This window comes from Serratia sp. J2 (genome assembly GCF_046269175.1).
Lineage (GTDB): Bacteria > Pseudomonadota > Gammaproteobacteria > Enterobacterales > Enterobacteriaceae > Chania > Chania fonticola_C.
In genome coordinates, this window is record NZ_JBKABN010000019.1 from 31,903 (window position 1) to 45,295 (window position 13,393).

The window sequence follows — 13,393 nt, forward strand, 5'->3', positions numbered from 1 at the left end:
CATGGCTATACTTACCTCAGTAGCTACCGCAGGTATTGCTGTTGCCTGAACTCTCCTGTCTTAACTGTCTGTGGAGCCGTGCCCATGAGCAAATCAGCTAAAACTCCCCGCCCTGTTAAAGCTCCAAGCTATCTGGATGCTCTACTGCCGATAGTGACGTTGATTTTGCTGGTCGGATCTTCCGTTGCTCTGTTTGGGCTTGAAGCCGTCAACGGTCCTTTGCAGGTGGCCATCATCATCAGCACCATGATCACCGCGATGGTCATCCTGAAGAATGGCCATAGCTGGGAGGAGGTTTCCGAGTCCGGCCGCAAAGGCATTGCCACCATCTCGGGGGCCATTTTTATCCTGTTTTCCGTCGGGGCGCTGATTGGCACCTGGAACATGTCCGGCACCATTCCTACCATGGTGTATTACGGCATTATCATGATCACCCCCAACTGGTTCTATCCGATAGCCTTTTTGGTCTGCGTTGGCGTCTCTTTAAGTATTGGCAGTTCCTGGACCACGGCGGGCACTTTGGGAGTCGGGTTGGTTGGGCTGGCCAATATGCTGGGGCTATCACCAGAAATTACGGCTGGAGCCGTGATTTCCGGGGCTTACGTGGGTGACAAGATCTCGCCGCTGTCTGAAAGTACCGTATTGGCCGCTCAGCTCAACGGCGTCGAATTGTATAAACATATTCGCGCCCAGCTTTGGACCACCATTCCGGCGGCGGTCATTGCCCTGATCGGTTTTATTCTGTTAGGGCTAAATCAGCACAGTGCCTTTGATGCCACCATCACCAACAACGAACTGACCCGTTTTAACGAACTGTTCCACATCACCCCGTGGAACCTGTTGCCGCTGGTTTTCCTGTTGGTATTATCGGTCGCCAAGGTGCCCGCCCCGTTGGCCATCATGTGCTCGGCCTTGATGGCGGGGATCATGACGTCCTTTATGCAACCGCAGGTGATCGAACGCTTTATTGTCGAGCCCGATCTTGCCAGCCCGCTATTGGCCATCAAGGCGGCCTGGCTGGCGATGGCGACCGGTTTCCAGGAGAACTCAGGTATTGAACAGATCGACGCCCTGCTGTCACGCGGCGGCATGGACAGTATGTTGTTTACGATCTGGCTGATTATCGGCGCGGTGACGTTTGGCATTATGGTGGATGACTTCGGCCTGCTGAACAAACTGGTTACGCCGCTGCTGCTGCGGGCCAAAACCGTGGGCAAGCTGTTTACCTCGGTGGTTGCTACCGCAATTGGGCTGAATATTGCCGCGGGCGATCAGTATATTGCGCTGCTGCTACCCACCCGGCTGTACCGTGCCGAATTTGCCAAGCGAGGGCTGGCACCAGAGAACCTGTCACGCATCGTTTCGGATGCCGGGATTGTCACCTCTCCGCTGATCCCCTGGAACTCCTGCGGAGCTTATATGGCTGCGGTACTGGGTGTCTCGACCATGGCCTACATGCCGTTTGCCATCTTTAATATTGCCGCACCGCTGATCACTCTGGCACTTGGCATCACCGGTTTTAATATTCGCCATATTCCGGTGGCTGCTCCCTCAGAAGGAGATAATCCGAGCCGTAAAGCGGTTGAGAAGCAACAGCCGTGAAACCAATACCGAGGCGACAAAAACCAGGACCAGTAAGGTAAATTTAAGCGTGGCGTCATTGAAGTCATACAGCGTAGTAATGAAATAGAACACGCTGTAGTGAACGATATAGACGCCCACCATCGCCGGGCTAATAAACTCCACGACGCGGGTAAGCAATCGGCTCTTGATGGCGATATTATCAAACAGGATAAACAGCGCCAGGCTCATGCCCAACAGGTGCAGGTGCTCCAACACAAACCAGCCGGCGACGCTGATCTGGGTATGGGTTGACAGATAAAGTTCATAGAAATACATGGAGATACCGATGGGGATCACCAGCAGCCTGGCGGCCCACTGCACGCTGGATTTTTTGGTGAACCTGCGACCAGGTGCTTCCCCCAGCACATGGCCAATAATGTAGTAGCCGCCCCAAACCCAAATAAACGAATAGCTGGAGATAAACAGCGGATCGTCTTGGGTATCCAGCGGGCTGAAAATATCCAACAGGGCAATAACGGCAACCAGCCCGGCAAACACGGCCGCAGTAACTTTCAAATGCTTAATGCCCTTAAGGATGATGGGGTAAATTAAATAGATGATCCCCATATTCAATAATATGCCATTCTGTAAAATATAACCTTGATGAATGTATTGGGTTTTAATCAAAGATGAAACAATGTTCCAGAAAATAATTATCAGGATAATGGATTTTATTTTCACCATAATCTCCTGCCTGGTGAGTTTCTCTACCTCATCCATATAACCGATAATGATAAAAAACAAAGGCTTGGCAATAATAGACACAAAGTACAATATCCCCATGGTATTCGCATGGAGGAAACACTCGAGAGCACACATTTGGCTGGTCGAGAAGAAGGTGACGGCGGCAAAACAACTTAAACTCTTTAATGCCTGCTGGCTGACACTGTTGATCATGGTTTTCCATCCATCACCGGGTTGATATGACACACCCTACTGTTTTTTATAAAAATAATCTTAGTACATTAACACCCACTGCACAACGCGCATCTTTAGCCATGATCCGAATGACCACCCATGTAATGGGAATTTTCCCAGAAGCCAATGGACGGACTTTGATATATTAACTATTTTTATACAACCTGCGTTTTTATGCTTAAAGCACATTGGCTCCCCTAGTCGGCAACAATCCGTTACCTTTTGTTATGTTATTGATTTTATTTAAAAAAACAATAAATCTGATTGAGCATGCCAGTTCCAGTCCGCTAAAGTAAAGCATTATCATTATTTTTAGTGGCTTTAAAGGATTGTTAATCAAGAATATTCTCGTGATTGGTTTTTTATTCCGTCAGGCGACAGTATTTCCCCCATTCGGAATCAACAATGCTGATGTTGAAGAAAAAAGTTATTTGCGACAGGAAAATTTGCCGGTTATGACTATGATTTAATCGTAAGTCGGTTGGTAACGTTATCCTTTAATTACGCAAAACTTTATTTGACTTGGTGTCAGTAAGGAAAACCATGACGAGCTCATCAACGAATAAACTGTCCCTATGGTCACTCACCGCACTGGTAGTGGGCTCCATGATAGGGGCCGGTATATTTTCTTTACCGGCCACCTTTGGGCGTGCTACGGGAGGGTTTGGTGCCATTATCGCCTGGTGTATTGCGGGCGGCGGGATGTTAATGCTGGCCTTTGTGTTTCAAACGCTGGCGCAACGTAAACCCGATCTCGATTCCGGCGTGTTTATTTATGCCAAAGCCGGATTCGGTGATTATCTGGGATTTGCCTCTGCACTTGGCTTCTGGGCCGGGACCTGTATTGGTAACGTCTCTTACTTTGTGCTGATCAAATCCACCCTGGGGGCCTTCTTCCCGATATTTGGCGATGGCAATACCATTCCCGCGGTGTTGTTTGCCTCGGTCATTCTTTGGGGATTCCATATTCTGGTACTGCGCGGGGTTAAAAGTGCTGCGGCTATCAACACCATTGCCACCATCGCTAAAATCCTGCCAATCCTCATCTTTATTATTGTGCTGATCTTTGCCTTCAAAAGTGACGTGTTTGCACTCAACTTCTGGGGATCTCCAGAGAGCGCAACCTCTGCAGCCTCTTTGGCAAGCGTGGGCGATCTCTCTCACCTCAACGACTACGGCTATGTCGGTCATGCCGCCGCCGCCATTGTCCCTACTGCGGAACCCGAATCCCTGTTCAGCCAGGTGCGCAGCACCATGCTGGTGACGGTATTCGTTTTCCTGGGGATTGAAGGTGCCAGCGTCTATTCCCGCTATGCCAAAGAACGCAGCCACGTGGGCATTGCCACGGTGCTGGGGTTCATTGGGGTGCTGTGCCTGTTGGTGCTGATCACCATGCTGTCTTACGGCGTGATGCTCCGTCCCGATCTGGCAGCGTTACGCCAACCTTCGATGGCGGGCGTGTTGGAAGCTATCGTTGGACGCTGGGGGGCGATCTTCATCAGCGTGGGCCTGATTGTTTCGGTACTGGGGGCTTATCTCTCCTGGTCTTTGCTGGCGGCAGAAGTGCTGTTTTCCGCCGCAAAAAGCAAGAGTATGCCGAAGGTGTTCGCCACCGAAAACAGCAATGCGGTGCCCTCTTCCGCCGTCTGGCTGACCAACATCACCATTCAGGTGTTCTTAATCCTGACGCTGTTTAGTGATTACGCCTTCCAACTGGCGCTCGAACTGACCAGCTCCCTGACGCTGATCCCTTATCTGTTGGTAGGTGCCTATGGGCTGAAGCTGGCCATGACCGGCGAAACCTACGAAACCGATAAACGCGATCATAAAAAGGATCTGATCTTCGCGCTGATCGCCACCTTCTACGCACTGCTGATGCTGTACGCCGGTGGTATGAAGTATCTGCTGCTCTCCGCCATCATCTATGGCCCAGGCACGCTGCTATACATTATGGCCAAACGTGAACAGCACGCAAAAGTGTTCACCCCGGCCGAGATGGGGCTCTTTGTAATCGTTATGGTCGCCGCCGTTGCTGCAATCTACAGCATTGCCACTGGCGTTATCACAATCTGATCGAGGCAAGTCATTATGTCGACTAAAAAAAAGACGCAGTCCAAGTTTGGTGTTCATTCAGAAGTAGGGAAATTGCATAAAGTCATGGTCTGCGCCCCTGGCAAGGCGCATAACCGGCTGACACCGAGTAATTGTGATGAGCTGTTGTTTGATGACGTGCTGTGGGTTGAGCGCGCCAAGCGTGACCATTTTGACTTCATGACCAAGATGCGTGAACACGGCGTGGACGTGGTTGAAATGCACAACCTGCTGGCCGAAACCCTGGCGCTGCCCGAAGCCAGAAAGTGGATCCTGGATCAGCAGATTGTGCCTAATGAAGTGTCCCTGGGGATCTTGAATGAAACCCGCAGCTTCCTTGATGGCCTGGCACCACGGGCATTGGCGGAGGTACTGATCGGTGGCCTTTCCACTACCGAGCTGGCTAAAGAAGGTTATGCCGACCACGAAGAGCTGAAGCTGATCCGCGAAGCGGTAGGCATTACAGAATACCTGCTGCCACCGCTGCCGAATACCTTATATACCCGTGATACCACCTGCTGGATCTACGGCGGCGTGACCTTGAACCCACTGTATTGGCCTGCCCGTCACGAAGAAACCATTCTGACTACGGCGATCTACAAGTTCCACCCAGACTTTGGCGAAGCCAATGTTAACGTCTGGTGGGGGGACCCAACTGTGCACCACGGTACCGCCACGCTCGAAGGTGGGGACGTGATGCCGATCGGCAACAAAACGGTGCTGATTGGGATGAGTGAGCGGACCTCGCATCAGGCGATCACCCAACTGGCCGCCGCGCTGTTTGCCAACAAACATTCCGGTGTTGAACGGGTGATGATTGCCGCCATGCCGAAACTGCGTGCCGCCATGCACCTGGATACGGTATTTACCTTCTGCGACCGCGATGTGGTGACGCTCTACCCGGCTATCGTCAATCAGATCAAAACCTTCTCACTGCGCCCGGATGCTGGCCCAACCGGCATGAAGCTGAGCCGCGATAAAGGCACCTTTGTTGAAGCCATTGCCGGAGCATTGAACCTGAAAAAACTGCGGGTGGTGGAAACCGAAGGCAACGACTACGACACCGAACGCCAACAGTGGGACAGCGGCAACAACATGGTGGCGCTCTCTCCTGGGGTGGTGCTGGCTTACGATCGTAATACCAAAACCAATACCCAGCTACGCAAAGAAGGGGTTGAGGTCATTGAGATTGTCGGTAGTGAGCTGGGCCGTGGCCGTGGCGGCGGCCACTGTATGACCTGCCCGATTATCCGCGATGCCATTGATTATTAATCGCCAGGCGTGATCAGAAAAGGCCGGATTTTCCGGCCTTTTTTATGCTGACAAAATCACTACGCGTCTACGCGGTGAATATCCCCGATTCAAAGTCCTTCGGTGACAATTTTAGCGGCCGCAGCCAACACGTCTTTGCGGGCTTCGACATTCTGCTGTGGCTGCGTGAAATAGGTTACTAATACCAACGGTGCGTGGTTAGCTGGCCAAATCACGGCGATATCGTTAGTGGTACCGTAATCACCGCTACCGGTTTTATCCCCAACCACCCATGAAGTTGGCAGACCTGCATGAATGCTGGCTCCGCCGGTAGTGTTCCCCTTCATCCATTCAACCAACTGAGCACGCTGTGGTTCACCAAGCGCTTTGCCCAAGGTCAGGTTTTGCAGGCTTTTTGCCATCGCCAGCGGTGAGGTGGTGTCGCGCTTATCACCTGGAATGGCGGTATTTAAAGTGGGTTCGGTACGATCGAGACGGAAGGTTTTATCGCCAATAGTACGCGCAAATTCAGTAACTTTTGCCGGGCCGCCAAGATGCTCAAGGATCTTGTTCATCGCCGTGTTGTCACTGTACTGGATAGTGGCGGCGCTGAACTCGGCCAGGGTCATCCCGGTATCCAGGTGTTTTTCGGCGATCGGGTTGTAGTTGACCAGATCGGATTGCTTGATCTCCATCCGCTTAGCCAAAAGATTTTTATCCGTCTCGCTCTGTTTTAACAACGCCGACACCGCCATCACCTTGCTGGTGCTGCACATGGGAAAACGTTCATCCGCGCGATACAGGATCTGCGAATTATCAGCGGTATCGATCAGCGCCACGCCCAGGCGGCCACCGGAGTTTTTCTCCAGTTCAGACAGTTGCTGCTGAATATTCGCCTTGGCATTAGCGGATTGCGCCCATAGCGGTGCGCTACCGAACAGCAACGGCATAACCGTAGCGACCATCAGGGTGGTTTGACGTAATGTATTTTTAACCATGTTTTGCCTCACATAAAATAGATTAATGCAGCGGAGTTCTCTTCAGATGGCGGGAAATATCCTCTGTTAGGCCGTTATTGACAAGCGACAAGAATTTTCTCTAGCATAAAGAAAATCTTTTGGATAACACCTATGCGCTCTAATCTTCCCCTGAATGCCCTACGTGCTTTCGAAGCCTCTGCCAGACATTTGAGTTTCACACGGGCAGCGCTGGAGCTCTATGTTACCCAGGCCGCCGTTAGCCAACAGGTTCGGCTGCTTGAAGAGCGCCTGGGTATGGTGCTGTTTAAACGCTTACCCCGTGGTTTAGAAATGACGGAGGAGTCGCGAGCGCTGTTTGCCGTGCTAACCGACGCCTTTGGCCATATTGAGAAAGCCTTCCGGCAGTTTGAAGGGGGACAATTCCAGGAGGTGCTCACCGTCGCCGCCGTCGGCACCTTTGCCGTGGGCTGGCTGTTGCCGCGTCTTGATCGGTTCAGGCAAGAGCATCCTTTTGTCGAACTGCGTCTGCGCACCAACAATAACGTCGTCAATCTGGCCGCCGAAGGGCTGGATTTCGCCATCCGTTTTGGCATGGGTTTGTGGCCATCAACCCATAACGAGATGCTGTTTGATGCTCCGCTGGCCGTGTTGTGTACGCCCGCTACGGCTAAGCGGCTCGTCACCCCTGCCGATTTGCTGCAAGAGGATCTGCTGCGTTCTTACCGTGCTGAAGAGTGGGAAAACTGGTTTGCCGCCGCTGGCCTGCAGACGGTGAGAGTTAATGGCGCCATCTTTGACTCATCCCGTCTGATGATCGAGAGCGCTATCCATTCCGGTGGTGTGGCATTAGCCCCACCGAAAATGTTTGCCCGGGAACTCGCCACCGCGCAGCTGGTGCGCCCGTTTGCTACCGAAATCAACATGGGCAGTTACTGGTTAACCCATTTAAAATCGAAGGCAATGACCCCGGCGATGGAAATATTTAGCGAATGGTTACTGAAGGAAGCGGCAGAAGATAATTCGTAGGGGCACAGCATGCTGCGCCCCTACAGTATCCAGACTTATTGCAGCTCCTCACGGATCCGTTTGGCCGTGCTCTGCAACAGCTTATAAGCCTCATAGCGGTTAGCATGCAACGGGTGGAAATCCGCATTCGGTTGGTATTGGCTATCCAACTTGGAAAACTGTGCCATCGCCTGTTCCACCGAGGTGGCAACCTTCCCCGCCACTGCACCCAGGATCGCCGACCCCAGCAATACCGGCTCCTCTGCCTTGGTTGTCACTACCGCGCAGCCACAGCTATCCGCCAGCAACTGCCGCACCAACGGATGACGGCCAGCCCCGCCGCTGATCACGATCTGCTCAACGGTGACGCCCATCTGGGACTGGGCATCGAGGATTTGCCTAAGCCCATAGCCAATCCCGCAAATACCGGCAATATACAGGGCCACCAGGTTATCGAGGTTGCTTTCCATACCCAACCCGGCCACCACGGCACGGGAATGGGGATCGGCAAAGGGAGCGCGGTTACCAAGGAACTCGGGAACCACATGCAGACCATTGGCGAGTTTTGCTGCTGACGACGCACAAACCATTTTGGTCAGCGCCAAATCGGCCAACAAGGTTGGCAGTGAAATACCCAACGCCTTAGCCTGCTCCGCCGCCTCTGGTGCCGCGGGGTGGAACGAGACCAGTTGCTTGATCGCCGCCCCCGCCGCGCTTTGCCCACCTTCATTAAGCCAGAACCCAGGCACCATCGCAGAGTAATAGGGACCCCAAACGCCTGGAACAAAGGCCGGGTTTTGCGTAGTGGTCATCGTGCATGACGACGTGCCAAACACGTAAGCCAGGTTATTGGTGACACCACCGCCAACACCGACGGTACCAATCCCGCCAGCATGAGCATCAATCAAGCCCACGGCGACAGGCGTGCCCGCTACTAATCCCATTTCTTTGGCGGCTTCTGTCGTCAGGCCGTTGCCACAAGGCGTACCAGGTTCTTTGATATGTTCCCCAATGCGGCGGAACGCGTCGTCTGTCAACTCTTCAAGGCCGATGGTGCGAAAATAGTCCGGGTCCCAACGTTTCTCATGGGCCAGATAGGTCCATTTGCAGGTTACCGTACAGACGGAACGAGCCAGATCTCCTGTGGCGCGCCAGGTCAGGAAATCGGCCAGATCGAAGAACTGCCAGGCGCTATCGTAGACCGCACGACGGTTCTCCTTCAGCCAAAGCAGCTTGGGCGTCTCCATTTCTGGAGAGATTTTTCCGCCAACGTAGTTAAGTACCGGATGGCCGGTGGCGTTGATCCGCTCGGCCTGCTCCGTTGCCCGATGGTCCATCCACACGATAATGTTGCGGTCGGGATCTTCCGATGGCCCTACCGCCAGAGGTTTGCCGTCTACATCGAGTACCACCAGGGAGCAGGTGGCATCAAAGCCAATGCCTGCGACATTGTCTGGGGAAATACCGGATGCGGCCACCGCCTGCTTGATGCTGGTGCACACCGCTTGCCATATCTCACGGCTGGATTGTTCAACATAATTTTCCGGGCCGCGGAACAGGGTGATCTCTTGGCTGGCATGCGCCAACATAGTACCGGAGAGATCAAAAACCCCTGCCCGTGCGCTGCCTGAACCCACATCGACACCGATAACGACCTGCTGTTGATTGTTCATCATTTTCACCTATCAGAGATCGACACTATTTGGCAGGATCACCAAGTCACGCACGGTGACATGCTTAGAGCGCGTTACCATAAACAACACCGCTTCGGCCACTTCCCTTGGCTGCATCAGGCTGCCGTTGGCCAGCGCCTCATCCATCTTGGCTTTTGGCCAATCGTCCAGCAGCGCGGTAACCACCGGCCCTGGTAACACGGCGCCAACCCGCACGCCATACTGCGCCACCTGGCGGCGCGTGGAGTGCACAAACGCCTGAACGGCAAATTTTGAGGCGGTATAAATCGGTTCCCAGACCACCGGTACGACCCCGGCGATCGAACTGGTAAACAGAATATCGCCAGACTTTTGCTCGATCAGATGCGGCAGCACCGCCTGCACCGAACGGAAAGCGGCGTTAATATTGAGATTAAGCACGCGATCCCAAACGTCCGGATCGCCTTCCGCCACCGGGCCACCAATGTACGCACCGGCATTGGCATGAAAAATATCGAGGCGTCCGGCAGCAGCCAGAATGCCGGGCAGCATACCGGAAACCTGCTGTGGGTTGAGCAAATCGATGACCAGTGGATACGCGTTTTCGCCAAGTTCATCGGTGAGGCGTTGCAGCTTTTCCTGGTCACGGTCGATCAGCACCACTTTAGCCCCGGCCTGCAGGAAAATACGCGCGCACTCCAGGCCGATACCCGAGGCCGCACCAGTGATCGCCGCGACCTTACCTTTGAGGGAGAAATTCAATTGGGTGAAATCTGTCATGGTTGGGTTCCTTTATTAAACAAAAGATCAAATCATCACGACGAAGTCACTGCGTGTAAGTTCATCGCGTTAAGAATTTGGCTGTCGATATTGCCCCTCACCCTAACCCTCTCCTAAAGGGAGAGGGAACCGAGCGTGCCACGGATTAGCTCCCGAGCCTGACTTAAGCACCGAATTCGCAAGGGCTAAAGCGTGCAGCTGTTCCTGACCCAGCTATATATTTGCAAGGGTTGGAAACGTACCACCGCAGCTGACCCCAACGCCGTACCAGCCCCTCTCCGTGTGGGAAAGGTTTGGGGTGAGAGGGTATTTACGTCCCCTGTCACACCCTTTGCTCATGGCGCTCAATCGATTGAGCATAATTGCTACTTTTTATTTTTACTGTCAAGATATAGAAAATTGGGGAGCGAAATTTGTGACTGGGTTCAAAGCAAAAAAAACGACGATTTACGATCTGGCCGAACTGGCCGGGGCCTCCTCAAGCGCGGTCAGCGCCGTGCTCAATGGCAGTTGGAAAAAGCGCCGTATCGGTGCCCAACTGGCAGAAAAAATCCTGCGCCTGGCCGAAGAACAAGGCTATACCGTCAATCAGCAGGCCAGCCTGCTACGCCGTCGCAAATCGACGATGATCGGCATGATCGTCCCCAAGTATGACAACCGTTATTTTGGTTCGATCGTCGAGCTGTTCGAATCGATGGCCCGTGAACGCGGCCTGTTTCCGGTGATCACTTGCACCAGCCGCGATCCTGAACTGGAAATCGAAGCGGCTCGCACCATGCTCTCCTATCAGGTTGACTGGATCATCTCTACCGGTGCTACCGCCCCCGACAATATCACCGAGATCTGCGCTGCCTCCGGTATTTCAACGCTAAATCTCGATCTGCCAGGCACCCTCGCCCCTTCGGTGATCACCGATAACTATGCCGGGGCCAAAGAGCTGACGTTACGAATTCTGGCCAACTGTGAAAAACGGCTGGGCTACCTCAAGCCACTGATCTTCGTGGGGGGACGCGGGGTTGACCATAACACCACGGAACGCCTGCGCGGCTTCAGAGATGCCCACCGGCAGTTAGGCGTTGAGGTCATCGAAGAGAACCTGTTGGCCTGCGGCTATTCCCCAGACAAGGCCGAGCTGGCGATGAAAACGTTTATTGCTCAAGGCGGCGATCTGCAAACCGGGCTGTTCGTCAACTCGACGATCTCGCTTGAAGGTGTGATGCGCTGGTTGGTGGCGTCTGGCTATCGCGGAGATAAACAGCCGGTGATGGGCTGTTTTGACTGGGATCCTTTCGTACTGATGTTAGGCCATGACATCGTGATGGTGAAGCAGGACGTCAACAAGATGTTGCAGGCGGCGTTTGCGCTGATCGATGCCAACTCGCAAGAAAAACAACTGATTGAAATACCGCCGATCTTCCCAGAGATGATTTGAGGTAACTACGCCGGTATCTTTCGAACGGGAGGCTTCAGGTAAACGTTTTGGCCGCCCTCCCGTTCCGGTCCTCAATAATAAAAAAAAACAACCGACTGCTATGTGCCAAAAGCAGACGTTGCCAAGGTCCGTCTGAATAGGTTTAAATACCATATTACCAATGGACATGGATTATTCGCATGAAAATACGATTATTAATACTCTTGCTGCTCATCACCTCCCAGTCGTGGGGACGTCAGCAAACCCCGAGGGAACAAGCGAAACACATGGCTGAAGCAGCATGTCTATTTCAATACGAGGTCATCAACTCTCGCTTTACTTTGGGTTTTTCTGAGGAAAAAGCCATCCAAACATCGACTATAATACTGACTAATTATCTGGAGAAGAATAAAAAGATAGCAGGTGATAAATTTCTCTCCTCGATTCGAAGAAATACAATTGCACAATTACGGGAATTGGAAGTAAGTAAAGAGGCAGTGCAGCAACTAAAATCTCCGTCATTAGATTTTAAAGATAAATTTTTATCTTCCTGTAATGAAATTAAAACGGAGCAGTTGGAAGCGATGCATGTTTTTGACTAAGTGCAGCATTCATATAGGCATGATATGCGTTTTTGAGGCTCTATCGTGTTTGTTACCTCCGCACCTCGCTCACCGAGGCTGTCCGCTTAGTGCTAGAAGCGGATGTTGTCGATATGATGTATTGGTTGATAGAATCCAAGTCTGAAAATCCAAATATTATTCTGTTAGCAAATTCAAAGTTGAAAAAGACTTCCGAGAAAATAACCAACAAAAACAGCCTATTAAAGCTAACGTCATTATATGATTTTTTGAATAATTCTAGTTAAGATGCTTAATTAGAAAAGACTCAATATTACTAATCATATTTGTTACATCTTCTTTGGTAAAATCATCATTTTTACCATGAGCAGCACTATTTCGAATTCCAGCCATAGCAGTGATAACTTTCTGCTGTATTGAGTTATATACGCCATGCTTAGCTAAATCAGCGTTCATCTTATCCATTTTCCCATTTGGAATGGAGTTTCTTTCACAAAGTTCTCTAAGGCTTGTTTCTAATATAGTTCCTGCTATAACCGCTGATGCAGTTGTGTATCCAGAGGTGAGTAGCCCTTTAGCTTGCTCCAACTCACTATCAAATAACTCAGCTTGGATCAGAGATTTATATGATATTAGGTAACCACTCTCATAATCTTCCTTTATAGCTATGAAGATAGCTTTAAGCCTGTCAAAAATATTTTGATTCGTTTCATAACTACTTACTATTTTGGCCTCTGCAAACGTTTTAAAATAAGTCGAGTTTTCTCCACAAACATTAACAATTAAATTTTCAGTTTTTGTTAACCATTGAAGTAATAGTTCTGAATCAACATAGGTATCACTTCCAGTAAACTGAGAGTGTTCCGTATGACTACTGCTACTGACTCTATCGGAGAGTTCTTTTAAGTCATCAAATCGTTGCTGAACTTTATTTGTCATTAGATTTTCCTTTTAGCCACTATCCATTATTGTGCATAATCGATACAAGTATACCAGACTCTGTAGAATCATTTTAGATAACCTCACGGTGTTTGGTACAGTAACATTAACTTCCGCTAATCGCTCTTGAGGGACGCCATAATCAAATCTCCCACACCTCAG

At 51.3% G+C, this 13,393-nt stretch carries 11 protein-coding genes; 6 read left to right on the forward strand and 5 right to left on the reverse strand.

Translation table 11 applies throughout. The features are described from left to right. Positions 1 to 84: 84 nt before the first annotated feature. Positions 85 to 1,602 carry a Na+/H+ antiporter NhaC family protein gene (locus tag ACKWMY_RS18855; RefSeq protein WP_409486823.1) on the forward strand — a complete coding sequence of 506 codons (1,518 nt, stop codon included), beginning with the start codon at positions 85 to 87 and terminating at the stop codon, positions 1,600 to 1,602. Here the strand turns inward: ACKWMY_RS18855 and ACKWMY_RS18860 are convergent. After that, positions 1,552 to 2,520 (reverse strand): acyltransferase family protein, encoded by a 969-nt coding sequence (locus tag ACKWMY_RS18860; protein WP_051372417.1) that lies wholly within the window; start codon positions 2,518 to 2,520, stop codon positions 1,552 to 1,554. The two genes, ACKWMY_RS18855 and ACKWMY_RS18860, sit on opposite strands and share 51 nt — an antisense overlap. Before the next feature lie 564 nt (positions 2,521 to 3,084). On the opposite strand from ACKWMY_RS18860, the gene ACKWMY_RS18865 reads away from it, so the two are divergent. Further along, positions 3,085 to 4,614, forward strand: a complete 1,530-nt coding sequence (locus ACKWMY_RS18865) for an amino acid permease (RefSeq protein ID WP_024530277.1) — start codon at positions 3,085 to 3,087, stop codon at positions 4,612 to 4,614. A 15-nt stretch (positions 4,615 to 4,629) separates the two neighbouring features. After that, positions 4,630 to 5,904 carry an arginine deiminase gene (gene arcA / locus ACKWMY_RS18870; RefSeq protein WP_024530278.1) on the forward strand — a complete coding sequence of 425 codons (1,275 nt, stop codon included), beginning with the start codon at positions 4,630 to 4,632 and terminating at the stop codon, positions 5,902 to 5,904. A gap of 89 nt (positions 5,905 to 5,993) precedes the next feature. Here the strand turns inward: arcA and blaFONA are convergent, their stop codons facing one another. Beyond that, entirely contained in the window at positions 5,994 to 6,881 is an 888-nt protein-coding gene (gene blaFONA, locus ACKWMY_RS18875; protein WP_409486824.1) for an FONA family class A beta-lactamase, read from the reverse strand. Between the two features lie 132 nt (positions 6,882 to 7,013). Here blaFONA and ACKWMY_RS18880 point away from each other — a divergent pair, with 132 nt between their 5' ends. Beyond that, positions 7,014 to 7,889 (forward strand): LysR family transcriptional regulator, encoded by an 876-nt coding sequence (locus tag ACKWMY_RS18880; protein ID WP_409486825.1) that lies wholly within the window; start codon positions 7,014 to 7,016, stop codon positions 7,887 to 7,889. A 35-nt stretch (positions 7,890 to 7,924) separates the two neighbouring features. Here the strand turns inward: ACKWMY_RS18880 and ACKWMY_RS18885 are convergent, their stop codons facing one another. Both ACKWMY_RS18885 and ACKWMY_RS18890 read right to left on the reverse strand, forming a co-directional pair. Further along, positions 7,925 to 9,541 carry an FGGY-family carbohydrate kinase gene (locus tag ACKWMY_RS18885; protein ID WP_261160502.1) on the reverse strand — a complete coding sequence of 539 codons (1,617 nt, stop codon included), beginning with the start codon at positions 9,539 to 9,541 and terminating at the stop codon, positions 7,925 to 7,927. A gap of 12 nt (positions 9,542 to 9,553) precedes the next feature. Continuing rightward, on the reverse strand, positions 9,554 to 10,300 hold the full coding sequence (locus tag ACKWMY_RS18890) for an SDR family oxidoreductase (protein WP_029711642.1): 747 nt from the start codon (positions 10,298 to 10,300) through the stop codon (positions 9,554 to 9,556). Between the two features lie 415 nt (positions 10,301 to 10,715). Between ACKWMY_RS18890 and ACKWMY_RS18895 the strand changes: the two genes are divergently transcribed. Then, entirely contained in the window at positions 10,716 to 11,732 is a 1,017-nt protein-coding gene (locus tag ACKWMY_RS18895) for a LacI family DNA-binding transcriptional regulator (protein WP_024530283.1), read from the forward strand. 179 nt (positions 11,733 to 11,911) lie between these two features. Beyond that, positions 11,912 to 12,313, forward strand: a complete 402-nt coding sequence (locus tag ACKWMY_RS18900) for a hypothetical protein (protein ID WP_074031106.1) — start codon at positions 11,912 to 11,914, stop codon at positions 12,311 to 12,313. 258 nt (positions 12,314 to 12,571) lie between these two features. On the opposite strand, the gene ACKWMY_RS18905 is transcribed toward ACKWMY_RS18900, so the two are convergent. Next, a complete protein-coding gene (locus ACKWMY_RS18905; protein WP_024530286.1) occupies positions 12,572 to 13,231 on the reverse strand; it encodes a DUF4145 domain-containing protein in 660 nt (219 codons plus the stop codon). Positions 13,232 to 13,393 lie beyond the last annotated feature (162 nt).